The 15203-nt window shown below is 65.8% G+C and carries 13 protein-coding genes; 7 read left to right on the top strand and 6 right to left on the bottom strand.

Annotated features, from left to right (window positions below; all coding sequences use genetic code 11):
* Positions 1-66: 66 nt before the first annotated feature.
* Positions 67-831, top strand: a complete 765-nt coding sequence (locus tag XH93_RS03005; protein WP_194472336.1) for a helix-turn-helix transcriptional regulator — start codon at positions 67-69, stop codon at positions 829-831.
* A gap of 68 nt (positions 832-899) precedes the next feature.
* Here the strand turns inward: XH93_RS03005 and XH93_RS03010 are convergent, their stop codons facing one another.
* The 3 genes from XH93_RS03010 to XH93_RS03020 all read right to left on the bottom strand — a co-directional run bounded on the left by XH93_RS03010 (position 900) and on the right by XH93_RS03020 (position 5039).
* Positions 900-1610 carry a DUF1614 domain-containing protein gene (locus tag XH93_RS03010; RefSeq protein WP_194472337.1) on the bottom strand — a complete coding sequence of 237 codons (711 nt, stop codon included), beginning with the start codon at positions 1608-1610 and terminating at the stop codon, positions 900-902.
* A 537-nt stretch (positions 1611-2147) separates the two neighbouring features.
* On the bottom strand, positions 2148-3368 hold the full coding sequence (locus XH93_RS03015; RefSeq protein WP_194472338.1) for an ABC transporter substrate-binding protein: 1221 nt from the start codon (positions 3366-3368) through the stop codon (positions 2148-2150).
* 129 nt (positions 3369-3497) lie between these two features.
* The gene (locus tag XH93_RS03020; protein WP_194472339.1) at positions 3498-5039 is read right to left on the bottom strand and encodes a long-chain fatty acid--CoA ligase; all 1542 of its coding nucleotides are present in this window, start codon (positions 5037-5039) and stop codon (positions 3498-3500) included.
* 219 nt (positions 5040-5258) lie between these two features.
* Between XH93_RS03020 and XH93_RS03025 the strand changes: the two genes are divergently transcribed.
* Complete coding sequence (locus XH93_RS03025) at positions 5259-6395, top strand: acyl-CoA dehydrogenase family protein (protein ID WP_194472340.1); 1137 nt, start codon at positions 5259-5261, stop codon at positions 6393-6395.
* Positions 6396-6558: 163 nt separating this feature from the next.
* Here the strand turns inward: XH93_RS03025 and XH93_RS03030 are convergent, their stop codons facing one another.
* The gene (locus XH93_RS03030; protein WP_194472341.1) at positions 6559-7353 is read right to left on the bottom strand and encodes a helix-turn-helix transcriptional regulator; all 795 of its coding nucleotides are present in this window, start codon (positions 7351-7353) and stop codon (positions 6559-6561) included.
* A 170-nt stretch (positions 7354-7523) separates the two neighbouring features.
* On the opposite strand from XH93_RS03030, the gene XH93_RS03035 reads away from it, so the two are divergent.
* On the top strand, positions 7524-8180 hold the full coding sequence (locus tag XH93_RS03035) for a glutathione S-transferase family protein (RefSeq protein ID WP_194472342.1): 657 nt from the start codon (positions 7524-7526) through the stop codon (positions 8178-8180).
* A gap of 114 nt (positions 8181-8294) precedes the next feature.
* Complete coding sequence (locus tag XH93_RS03040; protein ID WP_194472343.1) at positions 8295-9113, top strand: helix-turn-helix domain-containing protein; 819 nt, start codon at positions 8295-8297, stop codon at positions 9111-9113.
* A 90-nt stretch (positions 9114-9203) separates the two neighbouring features.
* On the opposite strand, the gene XH93_RS42875 is transcribed toward XH93_RS03040, so the two are convergent.
* Positions 9204-9764 (bottom strand): ABC transporter substrate-binding protein, encoded by a 561-nt coding sequence (locus tag XH93_RS42875; protein ID WP_371814914.1) that lies wholly within the window; start codon positions 9762-9764, stop codon positions 9204-9206.
* Positions 9722-10372, bottom strand: a complete 651-nt coding sequence (locus tag XH93_RS42880) for an ABC transporter substrate-binding protein (protein ID WP_371814916.1) — start codon at positions 10370-10372, stop codon at positions 9722-9724. The genes XH93_RS42875 and XH93_RS42880 overlap by 43 nt, the downstream gene beginning before the upstream one ends.
* Positions 10373-10571: 199 nt before the next feature.
* On the opposite strand from XH93_RS42880, the gene XH93_RS03050 reads away from it, so the two are divergent.
* From XH93_RS03050 to XH93_RS03060, 3 genes are all read left to right on the top strand, one after another.
* Positions 10572-11438, top strand: a complete 867-nt coding sequence (locus tag XH93_RS03050) for a 3-keto-5-aminohexanoate cleavage protein (RefSeq protein WP_194472344.1) — start codon at positions 10572-10574, stop codon at positions 11436-11438.
* A 100-nt stretch (positions 11439-11538) separates the two neighbouring features.
* Complete coding sequence (locus tag XH93_RS03055) at positions 11539-13155, top strand: acyl-CoA carboxylase subunit beta (protein WP_194472345.1); 1617 nt, start codon at positions 11539-11541, stop codon at positions 13153-13155.
* Positions 13152-15140, top strand: coding sequence for an acetyl-CoA carboxylase biotin carboxylase subunit (locus XH93_RS03060; RefSeq protein WP_194472346.1), 1989 nt, complete (start codon positions 13152-13154; stop codon positions 15138-15140). The genes XH93_RS03055 and XH93_RS03060 overlap by 4 nt, the downstream gene beginning before the upstream one ends.
* The last annotated feature ends 63 nt before the right edge of the window (positions 15141-15203 follow it).

Consider the following 15203-nt stretch of genomic DNA (forward strand, 5'->3'; position numbering starts at 1 on the left):
TTTTGTGATGAATTGTCCGGTCTGCTAGACTGCACCGACCGAAGGGGAATCGCGCAAGGGAATCCGATGCCGACGCCGGACAAGCAGCTTTCCGCCGAGCAGAGTCGGCAGGTGGCGGAGACCATCCGCGAGGAGATCGCGCGCCGCAGGATTTCGCGCCAGACCCTGGCCGAGCAGGCGAAACTCAGCTTATCGACATTGGAAAAGGTGCTCGGCGGCCGCCGCCCGTTCACGCTCGCGACCACGGTGCGGCTGGAGCAGGCGCTCGGCGTGCCCCTGCGCAAGCTGCCCGATGTCGTGACGATCACCCCTCCGGTCAATGGCGAGGTCGCGCCCGACAGCCTCGGCTCCTATGCCCGCCGCGCGGTGGCGCGGATCGAAGGCACCTACGTCACGGTGCGGCCGTCGTTCGGCGACAAGGAGGCGATCTATGCCTATCGCACCGTGATCGCCTGGGACGAGGCCGCCTCGTCGCTCGGATTTCGCGAAAGCGAGCGGCAGGATTCCGACTACACCCAGTTCGGCGAGGTCGCCGTGCCCAACGAGTCCGGCTTCGTCTATCTCGTGACCAACCGGCACGGCCAGCACCGCGTGATCACGGTGTCGCGGCCGCGCAATTCCGGCGAGATGTACGGCATCATCACGACGCTGCTTGCCGGCCGCGGCGCGGTGCTGACGCCGATCGCCGCGCCGATCGCATTCCTGCCGCTCAAGAACCTAGCTAACCCAAGTTTTGGACGGATCTCGTCCGAGGATGCGAACTACAAGGTCTACCGCGAGCATCTGCGCCGCACGGTCGACGAGCCGTTTGCCATCCTGCTGCAGGGCTAGCGCAGCGTCATTCCGGGGCGCGCGCCAGCGCGAACCCGGAATCCCGAGCTTGTGGATCGAGATGGCAGTTACGCCCGCCTCGGCTGCGCCGGCGCGACGACGCCGGCAATCAGCACGGCCAGGATGCCGGTGAGGAAGACGCCGTCGAACGTGCCGGCGCCGCCGATCGAGGCGATCGGCGCGCCAAGGCTGCCGATCTTGTCGAGGTTGAGCAGATCGGCGCCGAGCAGCGTGCCCATCGAGCCGCCGATATAGGCCAGCGGCGCCGCGTATTCGCGCGACAGCAGCAGCGCGAGGATGGCGGTGACGATGACAGGCACGAACACCGGGACCGCGATCCCCATCCCCGCCACCGGCGTGGCGCTGGCATGGACGATGGCGGCGATCACGACCGTGGCGATCACGGCCCTGAGCCAGAGCTGATAGCGCAGCACGAGATAGGCCGACATCAGCGCCGGGATCACCGCGCCGCCGACATTGACGGCGAGGATCGTGCTCGGCGATGCCAGGTATGGCACGACATAGCGCATGCCGAAGAAGTCGACGATCTGGCCCGCCTGCACCGGCGGTCCCGGCAGCACCGTGAGCGGAATGTTGAAATAGCTGCCGATCAGCGAGCCGAACAGCAGCAGCATCGCAGCCCCCGGACTGACGCCGAGCCGCAGATAGGCGTAGCGCAGGATGCGAAGCTGGATCAGGATCAGCAGCACCACGGCCGCCAGCACCAGGATCGAGAACAATCCCGGCGTCATCGGCAGATAGTGCATGTGGGAATGCATCGGATTGACGGCTCGGCTTTTGCGCAGTTCTACCGTTGTCAGGTGGGAATTTTCGGGCCGGATCACAACCCCATTGCCAATTCGTCATCCTGAGCTGTGCGTCCCGTCATCCTGAGGTGCGAGCTCTTGCGAGCCTCGAAGGATGCACGGCCCGATGTGTCGATGCGGAGAGAGTCGGGCCGTCGACCCTTCGAGGGCCGCTGAAGAAGCGGCCGCCTCAGGGTGACGGGTTGAACAGCGGTGCCACACATCCAGCGTCGTCCTGGCTTTCGCCAGGACGACGCTGGAGACAACTTACGCTCTCTCCCCGTCATCCTGAGGTGCGAGCGCTTGCGAGCCTCGAAGGATGCACGGCCCGATGCGCCGACGTGGAGAGAGCCGGGCCGTCGACCCTTCGAGACGCGCGCAAGGGCGCGCTCCTCAGCGTGACGGTGAGAGAGTTTTGCGCGCCAGACGCTACGATGCGCCTCGCCAAAACAACGAAGCCGCCCGAATAGGGCGGCTTCGCGACATCGTGAACTCCGGCTTCGACCGTCCCTAGCCCCCCGTCTCCGCGCTGATGATGTCGCCGAACAGCTCCCACTGCCCGCTCTTGAACCGCATCATCTTGAGTTGCTCGATCGGGGCGAAGTCGGTGGCGCCGGTGTTGACGCGGATGCCGGGGATCAGCGTGTCGGGCGTGAAATCCTTCAGGCTGGCGGCCTGCTTCATCACGTTCTCGCGGGTGAGATTGTCGCCGGACTGCTTCAGCACCTGCACCATGGTCTGCGCCGCGGCGTAGCCATAGACCAGGTTGGCATCGGAGATGTTGGCGCCCGGCATGTACTTGTCGATGAAGGTCATGAACGTCTTCATGCCGGCATCGTCCTTCCATTGCGGATCGGAGGCGTCCTTCAGGTAGCCGGCCGACAGCACGCCTTCGCTGGCCTCGAGGCCGGCGGGCTTCATGACCGCGCCGATCGAGATCGAGACGTCGGTCATCACATGCATCGGCTTCCAGCCAAGCTCGGCCATCTTCTTGATCGCCTGCGCTGCGAATTTCGGCGTCGAGATGTTGACGAACACGTCGGCGCCGGTGTCCTTCAGCTTGACGATGTGGGAATCGATCGACGGCTCGGTGGTCTCGTAGCTCTCTTCTGCTATGATCTTCGCGCTCGACTTCTCCAGCACTTCCTTGAGGCCTACCAGGTAGTCCTTGCCGAAATCGTCATTGGCATAGAAGATCACGACCTTGGCATCGGGCTTGGCCTTGAGGATGTACTTGCCGAAGATCCGCGCCTCGACGCGATAGCTGGGCTGAAAGCCCATGGTCCACGGAAAATCCTTCGGGTCGTTCCACTTGCTGGCGCCGGTGGCGAGGAACAGCTGCGGCACCTTCTTGGAATTGTGATACTTCTGCACCGCGGTCTGGGTCGGCGTGCCCAGCGCGTTGAACACCAGGAAAACCTCGTCGCTTTCGATCAGCTTGCGGATCTGCTCGACGGTCTTCGGCGGCGAGTAGCCGTCGTCATAGGAGATGAAGTTGATCTTGCGGCCGTTGATGCCGCCGGAATCGTTGATCATCTTGAAATAGGCTTCCTCGGTCTTGCCGATGATGCCGTAGGCGGAGGCTGGGCCGCTATAGGCCTCGACATTGCCGATCTTGATCTCGGTGTCGGTGACGCCGGTGTCGTATTTCTTTTGCGCAAAGGCGGCCTGGGTGGAGAGCAGGCAGAGGGCTGCGGCGGCGGCCAGCAGCGGCAGTGTTCTTGTTGTCATGAAAGCAATTTCCTCGATTGATTCTGGTTGGGGACGTTTGCAACGAACCCGTAGCCGGTCCCGGCAATTGGCTACGGGGCAACTTCTTGTCTCGGCACGATCAGGAAAACGCCAGACACGTTTCCGGGATCATGCCGCGGTATCGGTCGGCTTCGGCTGGCTGAACTGCTGCCGCAAGGTCGGCTTATGAATTTTGCCCGTCGCATTGCGCGGCAGGGCTTCGACAAATTCGACCACGCGCGGGCATTTGAACCGCGCCAGATTGGCCTGGCAGTGGGCGTGGATCTCGGCCGCCGCCAGCGAATGGCCCGGCTTGACCGCGATGATCGCCATGCCGACCTCGCCCCATTGCTCGCTCGGGATGCCGATCACGGCGGCCTCGGCGACCGCCGCAAGCTGATGCAGCACGCTCTCGACCTCGGCCGGATAGACGTTCTCGCCGCCGGAGATGTACATGTCCTTCCAGCGGTCGACGATGTAATAGAAGCCGTCCTCGTCCATCCGCGTGGCGTCGCCGGTGTGCAGCCAGCCGTCGGTGAAGGAGGCGGCGTTGGCGTCCGGCCGGTTCCAGTAGCCCGGCGTGATGTTCGGGCCCTTGACCCAGAGCTCGCCGAGTTCGCCGACCGCAGCGTCGGTGCCATCCGGCCGCACGATCCGGACCTCGGTGTGCAGCACCGGCTTGCCGGACGAGCCGGCCTTGCGCGCGGCGTCCTCGCGGTCCAGCACCATCACCGCCGGCGAGGTCTCCGTCATGCCGTAGCCCTGCTGCAGCGCGACGCCGCGCGCCTCCCAGGTTTTCAGGAGCGGCACCGGCATCGGCGCGCCGCCGACGCCGCCGACGATCAGGCGGCTGAAATCGGCGATCGCGAAGTCAGGGTGCTGGGACATGAACTGGTAGATCGAGGGCACGCCGAAGAACACGTTGATGCCCTGCGCGGGATCGCTGATCAGCCGCAGCGCCTCGGCGGGATCGAACACCCGCATGATCAGCACCGTGCCGCCGGCATGCAGCACCGGGTTGGTGTAGCAATTCAGCCCGCCGGTGTGGAACAGCGGCAGCACCGTGAGCAGCACCGACGACGGCGAGATGCAGGCCGGGCCGCCGAGATTGACGCAGTTCCAGAACGTCATCCCATGCGTGATGATGGCGCCCTTGGGCTGGCCGGTGGTGCCGGATGTGTACATGATGGTCGAGATGTCATCGAGCGTGACCTCCTCGAACCGCGCGAGCGGCGTCGCCGCAGCGATGCCGGCTTCATACGAGCCGCCGGGGCCGAGCCGCATCACGGCGGCGACATTGCAGAGTTTTGCCACCGCCAGCGCGGTCTCGGCGAGATCGTCGTCATGGATCATCACGACAGGCGCGGCGTCGCCGACAATGTAGTGCAGCTCGGGCACGGTGAGGCGGGTGTTGAGCGGCAGGAACACCGCGCCGATCCGGAAGCAGGCGAACTGCACTTCCAGCGTATCCGTCGTGTTCAGCGCCAGCACCGCGACGCGGTCGCCGCTGGCGACCTTGAGCCGGTCGCGCAGATGGGTGGCGAGCTTTGAGGCGCGGTCGTCCAGTTGTGCGTAGCTGAAGCTGCGTCCGCTGGCGAGATCGACCAGCGCAATCTTGTCCGCTGCGCGCCGGCGATGATGCGCGATCCAGTCGTAGTAACGAACCGGCAAATGTCCCTCCTCGCGGAGCGGCAATCTTGCGCCGCCTGCTCCTGGCTCGGTTGATGTCACGTGTTGCCAGTGGAGGGGCCGCGGCGCGAAACTGTCTTGCGTCTAGTGGCTGGCGCAGGGCCGGATCGGCCCGTCGGCGCTATCGGGCAGCCACTCGACGCAAGTGAAGGGTGCGAAATCCGGACATCGTCCGGCCAAGGAATCAATGGAGCCAGGCCGATGGCAAACCCGTTCTACAGCAGCGAGCACGAGGCGTTTCGCGAGGTGATGCGCCGCTTCGTGGCGAAGGAAATCGAGCCCTACGCCCATCAATGGGATGAGGCGGGCGAGTTTCCGCGCGAGCTTTACGTAAAAGCCTCCGAGATCGGGCTGCTCGGCCTCGGCTTCCCGGAAGAGTATGGCGGGATTGCCGCCGACCAATTCATGAAGATCGTGGCCTCGCAGGAGCTGGCGCGCGCCGGCGCCGGCGGCGTCTCCTCGAGCCTGATGAGCCACACTATCGGCTCGCCGCCGATCGCGCGCGCCGCGCGGCCGGAGGTGAAGGCGCGGGTGCTGCCGGAGGTGCTGGCCGGCAAGAAGATCTCCGCGCTCGCGATCACCGAGCCGAGCGGCGGCTCCGACGTCGCCAATCTGCGCACCAGGGCGCGGCGCGAAGGCGACCACTACGTCGTCAGCGGCGAGAAGACCTTCATCACCTCGGGCATGCGCGCCGACTATCTGACGGTGGCGGTACGCACCGGCGGCGAGGGGCCTGGTGGCGTCAGCCTGCTGCTGATCGAGGGCGATACGCCTGGCCTCACCCGCACCAAGCTGAAGAAGATGGGCTGGTGGGCCTCCGACACCGCGACGCTGCATTTCGACGAATGCCGGGTGCCGGTCGAAAACCTGATCGGCGAGGAGGGCCAGGGCTTCAAGATCATCATGCAGAATTTCAACAGCGAGCGGATGGGCATGGCGGCGAGCTGCACCGCCTATGCCCGGGTCTGCCTCGACGAGGCGATCGCCTACGCCAAGGAGCGCAAGACCTTTGGCAAGCCGATTGCCCAGCACCAGGTGATCAGGCACAAGATCGTCGACATGGCGCAGAAGGTCGCGGCCTCGCAGGCGATGCTGGAAATGCTGGCGTGGCGGCTCGGCCAGGGCGAGAGCCCGGTCGCCGAGATCTGCATGATGAAGAACCAGGCGACCCAGACCATGGCGCACTGCGCCTCCGAGGCGGTGCAGATTTTCGGCGGCGCCGGCTTCATGCGCGGCGTCAAGGTCGAGCGCATCTACCGCGAGGTCAAGGTCAACGCCATCGGCGGCGGCACCGAGGAGATCATGAAGGATCTGGCGTCGCGGCAGATGGGATTGTGATCAGCTTGCGCAATGTTTCGGAATATTAGAAGAATACGGCTGACTTGCCCGACGTGTCAAGTGGTCTGATCGAGTTCCGGCGCCACCGGCTACTTTGCATGGGGTTGTTTTCGCGGTATTTGGCCGTGCGCCCCGGAATGACGACAGGGAGCGGAGGCCACGCCTACTTCAGCGCCGCGATCAGCTGGCTGCGCTTGCTGATGCCGAGCCGCTCATAGATGCCGCGGAAATGGTTGCCGACGGTGTTCTCGGAGATGCCGAGCCGCGTCGCGATGGTCTTGTCCGGCAGGCCCATGAGCGCGAGGTCGACCAGCTGGCGCTGCCGCTCCGTCAGCTTCGACAGGTCGACGGATGGCGCCCCGACCTGCTCGGTGGCGAGAAACAGCGCGTGCAGCACCGGCGCGATCAGATTGAGTGAGGCCCGCGTGCGCACCGGATCGTCCGCCGCGACCCCGGCGAAGCTGAGATAGGTGCCGGTGTTGGCGAACGGATCGACCACGCCGTGCGCTGCGATCACGCCGAGCGAGAACTGCCTGATCTCGTCGAGCTCGCGCTTGGTGGCGAACGGCGGCGGGGCGGCCGGATCGAGGATGAAGGCGGCGCGGTTCTGTACCCACCAGGCAAAACAGCCGCGCGACGAGAGATCGAAGGCGGTGTCGAGTGTCGCGATGAATTCCGGCTGGTGGCCCGAGGTCACCAGGTTGCGCATTTTGATGCGCCCGCCGGACAGCCGGCCATAACTGCCGAGGAAGCGCTCGAACGGGAAGAAGCGCCGCAGCGGCCCTTCCACCCAGCTGAGGATCTGGCTCTCGGTGATCGCGCCCGCCGGCGCTGCGCTCAGCGCGTCGACCCAGGCTTTCAGCTCCAGCCCGGACCGGTCCGCCGGGGTATCGGCCGCCTTGGCCTTGCGGGGAGTCCCGCTGTTCGAGCCCCGCGATCGCTGCCCCGCTTTCCGCATCAATTTCAGCCCTGCCCGACGCGGTTTCATCCTAGAATGAAACATCCGAACCCACCAGCCGCGCGGCGGGCAGCCACTCAGCGCAAGTTCGCGGTGGCGCTTTTCGGCATCGTCGCGCCGCTTCGCCGTGGTGGGCCGGCTTGCGGGTTCGAAGTGAAGGGAAACGCCTGATGATCACGCTCTATCACTGCGACGCCGCGCGCTCGTTCCGTCCGTTGTGGATGCTGGAGGAGCTTGGGCTCGCCTATGAGCTGAAGATGCTGCCGTTCCCGCCGCGGGTGTTCGCCAAGGAATATCTCGGAATCAATCCGCTCGGCACCATTCCGTTCATGATCGACGGCGAGACCAGGATGACGGAGTCCTCCGGCATCTGCCATTACCTCGGCACCAAATACGGCCCGACGCCGCTGATCGTCGGCCCCGATGAGCCGGCCTACGGCGCGTTCGTGAACTGGATGTATTTCTCCGACGCCACGCTGACCTTCCCGCAGACGCTGGTGCTCCGCTACAGCCAGCTCGAGCCGGAGGAGCGCCGCAACCCGCAGGTCGCCGGCGACTACGCAAAATGGTTTTTTGGCCGCCTTCGCGCCGTGGAGGCCGCCACTGCAAATTCGGAATTCCTCTGCGCCGGCCGCTTCACCGCCGCCGATATCACGAACGGCTACGCGCTCCGGCTCGCCGCCAATATCGGCCTCGCCAAGGATTTTGGGCCGAATGTCGCGGCCTATTGGGCCCGGCTGCAGCAGCGCGACGGGTTTCAGCGCGCGGTGGCCGCGGAGCAAAAAGCCGGGCTGGAACAAAACGTTGCGCCGCGGGCGCGGCCCTAGGTTCCGGTGCGAGCGCCTCGTCCCGGAACGACTGCCGTCGGTCCGTGACAGCCTCCGAATTTGCGCTATGGTAGCCCGCCGCAGCGGCCAAAAGAGCCGCGAGGAGGATACGCCATGGACGCCATCGTGGACACGCAGAACCCGGATTCCGGCCACCGGATGCTGATCACGCCGGAGCGGGTGTTCTATGCCGGCTTGCTCGGCCGCCCGCGCGAGCGCTGCCCGGGCGCCTTCCACGTCTACGTCGCGATCCGCGACGGCCTGCATCTGTCGACCAGCGACGGCCAGCAGGTTCATGGCGAACTCGCCGTGACCATGCCGAACCTGCGCCACACTATCACCAGCGAATACCGCGCCGCGATCTGCGTCGCGATCGAGCCGGAAAGCGTGCCCGACGGCACGCTGGAGGCGGTCGCGCGCCGCCTGCAAGGGCCCGATGCGCATTTGTTCGCCAACCGCATCCGCGCCGCCTATGCGCGGCTTGCCGAGATGCAGTATCGCGATTCGATCTCGAACGCCGAGTTCGACACCATGTGCTTTGGCGACGCGCTGCCGCAGCGCGTGCTCGACCCGCGGGTGGTGCGTGCGATCGCCCGGATCGGCCAGTTCTCCGGCGAGCCGGTGACCGCCGCGGGCTGCGCGGCCGAGGCCTCGCTGTCGCCGTCGCGCTTCCTGCACCTGTTCAAGGAAGAGACCGGAATCTCGTTCCGCTCGTTCCGCGCCTGGAAGCGCGCGCGGCACCTGCTGCATTTCGCCAACCAGGATATCAACCTCGCGCATCTCGCGCAGGACATCGGCTATCCCGACTCGACCCATTTCAGCCACTCGATCCGCCGCTTCTACGGCCTGAAGCCGCGCGCGATCTTTTCCGGCTCGCGCGATCTTGCGATCTATCGGGCGGGGCAGGTGGCGAGCGAGCCGGTGCTGACGTAACCCGTCATTGCGAGCGAAGCGAAGCAATCCATGCTTCCGCGTATGCGGTGCGGTGGATTGCTTCGCTTCGCTCGCAATGACGGGGCGACATCACAAATTCGCACCCTGGATCACTTCGCCGAACCGCTGCCATCCCGAGCCCTCGATTCGTTGCAGCTGCAGCTGCTGCAGCGGGTGATGGTTGGTCGGGCTGGTGTTGACGCGGATGCCGGGCAGCAGCGTCGGGATCTCGACGTCCTTGAGGTTGTTCGCCTGCGCCATGATGTTGTCGCGGGCAAAATTGGCCTTGCACTGCTCGAGCACGATCTTGAGCACCCGCGCCACGGTGTAGGCGTAGAGGTTGTAGCCCTCCTTCGGATTGCCGTCGGGAAAGTACTTTTCCATGAAGGCGAGAAACTCCTTCACGCCGGGATCGTTGGCCCAGGCCGGATCGGCGACGTCCTTGACATAGGCCGACGAGATCGTGCCCTGCGCCTTGTCGAAACCTACCGGCGCGATGGTCGAGGAGATCGAGGCCGCGCCGCTGGCGATGAAATGCATCGGCTTCCAGCCGAGCTCAAAGATCTTGCGCATCGACTGCGCGGCGAATTTTGCGGTGGTGCCAGAGATCAGCACGTCGATGGTGGGATCGGTGACCTCGTGCGACGCCACCACCGCGGCGCTCGCAAACTTCTCGCCCAGCACATCCCTGGCGCCGGCAACAAAGTCCTTCCCGAGATCGTCGTTCTGATAGAGCACTGCGAACTTCGCGCATATTTGACGAACACCTGCGCCTCGGTGCGCGCGCTCGGCGCAAAGCCCATGGTCCAGGGATAGTTCTGGTAGTCGCCCCATTTGTCGCCGTTCACCGACAGGAACAGATGCGGCACCTTGGCGGCGTTGATGTACTTCACCACCGCCGAGTTCGGCGCGGTGCCGAGCATGTTGAACAGGAAGGCGACGTTGTCGTTCTCGATCAGCCGCCGCACCTGCTCGACCGTCTTCGCCGGATTGAACGCGTCGTCGTAATAGATGTACTTGATCTGACGCCCGGCGATGCCGCCCTGCTCGTTGAGCATCCTGAAATAGGCTTCCTGGCAGCGCGCCTGCACGCCGAGCGCCGACACCGGGCCGCTCAGCGATGTCGTGCTGCCGATCCTGATCTCGGTCGCGGTGACGCCCGGCGTGTCCTCGGCCAGCGAGGGACGGATTCCGGCGAATGCGGCGAGGCCCGCGCCGGTCGCGCCCGTCAGCCATGTGCGCCGATTGATCGAGACCATGACGTTCTCCCCGCGATGCCGGCTTGTGCTTGGCGCAGAGGCTATGCGCCATGCGGTTCAGTGTCTTGTGTTAACCGGCTGATGCGTCTTGCCGCGTGGCAGCGTCCGGGTAGCCAGTCAACGCAAGATGATGCCGAGGCAAATTTCCGATCATGGGAAAATCGGCAGCGTCCGCGCTGCAGCCGGGACCAGCCAGACCATGAGCGACAAGGCCGTCATCACCTGCGCGCTGAACGGCGTGCTCACCGATCCGAAGCAGCACAACGTTCCGGTGACGCCGGAACAGATGGCGCGCGAGGCGAAGGCCGCGTTCAATGCCGGCGCCAGCATCATGCACATCCATCTGCGTCAGCAGGAGCCGAACAAGGGCCATCTGCCGTCGTGGGAGGTCAGTGTCAGCAAGGAGATCCAGCAGGCGATCCGCGAGGCCTGCCCCGGCGTCATCATCAACCACACCACCGGCACATCTGGTCCGAACTACCAGGGCGCGCTCAATTGCGTGCGCGAGACCAAACCCGAGATAGCCGCCTGCAACGCCGGCTCGCTGAATTATCTGAAGGTCAAGGCCGACAACACCTGGGCGTGGCCGCCGATGATGTTCGACAACGCGGTCGAGAAGGTGCAGGACTATCTCGACGTCATGAACGAGGTCGGCACCATCCCCGAGTTCGAATGCTTCGATGTCGGCATCGTGCGCTGCGTCGGCATGTACCGGCAGACCGGCATGTATTCCGGCCCGCTCGAATACAATTTCGTGATGGGCGTCGCCTCGGGCATGCCCGCCGATCCGGAGCTGTTGCCGATCCTTTTGAAATTGAAAGCGCCGGAGGCGCATTGGCAGGTCACCGCGATCGGCCGCGCCGAGATCTGGCCGCTGCACCAGCGCTGCGCGGATCTCGGCGGTCACCTGCGCAGCGGGCTGGAGGACACGTTCTATCTCGGCGACGGCACCAAGGTGACGTCGAACGGGCAACTGGTCGAGGCCCTGGCGGCCTGCGCGCGCCGCGCCGGCCGCGAGATTGCGAGCCCGGCGGAAGCGCGGACGATTTTTGGTACAAGGCACTAGTGCCGTCATTGCGAGCGTAGCGAAGCAATCCATCGCGCCACCAGGGAGGGTATGGATTGCTTCGTCGGTTCGCTCCTCGCAATGACGAGCGGGAGAGTTCATGCCCATCATCGAAAACACCATCGCCACCGGCAGCGCCGCCTACCTCGCCAACCGCGACGGCATGCTGGCGCTGATTGCGCGGATGCGCGCCCTGGAAGAGCGTACCCGAGCCGCATCGGCGGCCGCCAAGGACCGCTTCCACAGCCGTGGGCAGCTGCTGCCGCGCGAGCGCGTCGCGCTGGTGCTCGATCCCGGCTCGCCGTTCCTCGAATTGTCGACGCTGGCCGGTTACATGTTCGACGTGCCGGATGCGGACAAGAGCGTGCCCGGCGGCGGCCTCGTCGCCGGCATCGGCTTCGTTTCTGGCATCCGCTGCATGGTCAGCGCCAACGACGCCGGGATCGATGCCGGCGCGTTGCAGCCTTACGGCCTCGACAAGACGCTGCGGGTGCAGGAGCTCGCGCTGGAGAACAAGCTGCCTTATGTGCAGCTGGTCGAAAGCGCCGGCGCCAATTTGCTGCGCTACCGCGTCGAGGACTTTGTCCGCGGCGGCAACATCTTTCGCAATCTGGCGCGGCTGTCGGCGGCGGGGCTTCCGGTTGTCACCGTCACCCACGGCTCGTCGACGGCCGGCGGCGCCTACCAGACCGGCCTGTCCGATTACATCGTGATGGTGCGCGGCCGCACCCGCGCCTTCCTTGCCGGCCCGCCGCTGCTGAAGGCCGCGACCGGCGAGATCGCGACCGAGGAGGAGCTCGGCGGCGCCGAGATGCACACCACGATCTCCGGCCTCGGCGATTATCTTGCCGAGGACGATCGCGATGCTCTGCGCATCGCGCGCGACATCATGGCCAAGCTGCCCTGGGATCGTCCGGCGCGCGAGGCGGCCGCGGTCAAGCCACCGCGTTACGACGCGGAAGAGCTGCTCGGCATCATGCCGATGGACCACAAGCGTCCCGTCGACATGCGGCAGGCGATTGCGCGCTTCATCGACGATTCCGATTTCACCGAGTTCGGCGCCAATTACGGCCCGGCGACGGTCTGCGGCCATGCTCGCATCGAGGGCCACGCGATCGGCATCATCACCAACAACGGCCCGCTCGACGTGCCCGGCGCCAACAAGGCGACGCATTTCATCCAGGCCTGCTGCCAGTCGCGCACGCCGATCCTCTACATGAACAACACCACCGGCTACATGGTCGGCAAGGCCTATGAAGAGGCCGGCATGATCAAGCACGGCTCGAAGATGATCCAGGCCGTGACCTCGGCGACGGTGCCGCAGATCACGCTGTACTGCGGCGCCTCGTTCGGCGCCGGCAACTACGGCATGTGCGGCCGCGGCTTCCATCCGCGCTTCTGCTTCTCCTGGCCGAACGCCAAGACCGCTGTCATGGGCGGCGAGCAGGCCGCCGAGACCATGGCGATCGTCACCGAGGCCGCCGCGGCGCGGCGCGGCAAGCCGGTCGAGAAGGAGAAGCTGGAGGCGATGAAGGCGCAGATCACAGGCGTGTTCGACGGCCAGATGGACGTGTTCTCGACCAGCGCCCGCGTGCTCGACGACGGCGTGATCGATCCGCGCGACACCCGCAGCGTGCTCGCCGAGGTGCTTGCGATCTGCCGCGAGGCCGAGGCGCGCACACCGCAGCCGATGCAGTTCTCGGTGGCGCGACCATGAGCGGAACGGGGGTGAAGCGGACGCCGTTCTTCAAGATCCTGATCGCCAACCGCGGCGAGATCGCGCTGCGCATCATGCGATCAGCGCGGCGGCTCGGCTACGGCGTGGTCGCGGTCTATTCCGATGCCGACCGCGATGCGCTGCACGTGCGCGAAGCTGATCAGGCAGTGCGGATCGGCGAGGCGCTGCCCGCGCAATCCTATCTGAAGATCGATGCGATTATCGCCGCGGCCAAAGCGAGCGGCGCCGGCGCGGTGCATCCCGGCTACGGCTTCCTCGCCGAGAACGAGGATTTTGCGCAAGCCTGCCGCGATGCTGGCTTCGTGTTCATCGGGCCGTCGCCGGAGGCGATCCGCGCGATGGGCAACAAGGCCGGCGCCAAGGACATCATGCAAAGGGCCGGTGTGCCCTGCGTTCCCGGCTATCAGGGCGCCGACCAGAGCGACGCGGTCATGCTGGCGGAAGCCAGGGCGATCGGCTTTCCCGTGATGATCAAGGCGGTCGCCGGCGGCGGCGGGCGCGGCATGCGGTTGGTCGCGGATGCCGCCGCGTTCCCGGATGCGCTGCGCGGCGCGCGCTCGGAAGCGCAGGGCGCATTCGGTGACCCAGGCGTGATTCTCGAGCGTGCCATCGTCGATCCCCGCCACATCGAGATTCAGGTGTTCGGCGATCGCTACGGCAACGCCATCCACCTCGGCGAGCGCGACTGCTCGGTGCAGCGGCGGCACCAGAAGCTGATCGAGGAGGCGCCGTCGCCGGCGGTGACGCCGGCGCTGCGTGCGCAAATGGGCGCGGTCGCGGTGCAGGCGGTCAAGGCGATCGGCTACGAGGGCGCCGGCACGCTGGAGTTCCTGCTCGATCGCGACGGGCATTTCTACTTCATGGAGATGAACACGCGGCTGCAGGTTGAGCATCCCGTTACCGAGGCGATCACCGGGCTCGATCTGGTCGAGCTGCAGCTCCGCGTCGCAAGCGGCCAGCCGCTCGGGCTGACGCAGGACGACATCACCTTCTCGGGCCATGCCATCGAGGTGCGGCTGTGTTCGGAGGACGCCTCGCACGATTTCATGCCGCAGTCCGGCACGATGGCGCGATGGCAGATGCCCGATGGCATCCGGGTCGAGCACGCGCTGCGATCCGGCTCCGAAATTCCACCGTTCTACGATTCGATGATCGCCAAGGTGATCAGCCACGGCGCGACCCGCGATGAGGCGCGCGGCAAGCTGATCTGCGCGCTGGAGCAGGTCACGGCCTTCGGCGTCACCACCAATCAGGGATTTCTGATCGACTGCCTGCGTCACCCGATCTTTGCCAAAGGTGAGGCGACCACGGCGTTCATCGGCCAGAACGGCGATGCGCTGCTTGCATCGCGCGCCGATCGAGCCAGCGACGCCGCACTCGCGGCGCTGCTGCTCTATGTCACCAACTGCTACGCGCCGCCATGGCAGGGCGGGCGATCACTCGCCGCGACGTTTCCGCTGGGCTTGCGGATCGACCTCGGCCACGGCGTGCAGGAGATCGAGATTGTCCGCGAGCGCAACGGCAGCTATCTCGTCACCCGCAATGGCGATCGCTTCAGCCTCGAGATCGACGAGCTCGGTCCGGACAGCATCCGCTTCCGCCGCAACGGCCTGATGGAATCGGCAAGATTCCTGCGCGATGGCGACCGGCTCTTCATCCTGCACCGCGGCGTCACTCTGTCGGTCCGCGATCTCACCCTGGCGCCGCCGGAGTCGGCGAACGCAGCCGGCGGCGACGGCAAGGTCCGCGCCGCCATGAACGGCCGCGTCGTCGCGGTGCTGGTGAAGGCCGGCGACAAGGTCGCGGCCGGCCAGCCGGTCATGACCTTGGAGGCGATGAAGATGGAGCACGTCCACACCGCCGGCGTCGCTGGCACGGTGTCGGCAATCGACGTCGCCGAGGGCGAGCAGGTGACGACGGGGAAGATCGTGGTGGAGATCGAGGTCGATAAGCAGGCGGCCTAACCACGCGTCATTGCGAGGAGCCAACGGGTCCGGCCTCTGGCCGGCCCGATGATAAACTCCGCG

Source organism: Bradyrhizobium sp. CCBAU 51753, from assembly GCF_015291565.1.
Taxonomy (GTDB): domain Bacteria; phylum Pseudomonadota; class Alphaproteobacteria; order Rhizobiales; family Xanthobacteraceae; genus Bradyrhizobium; species Bradyrhizobium ivorense.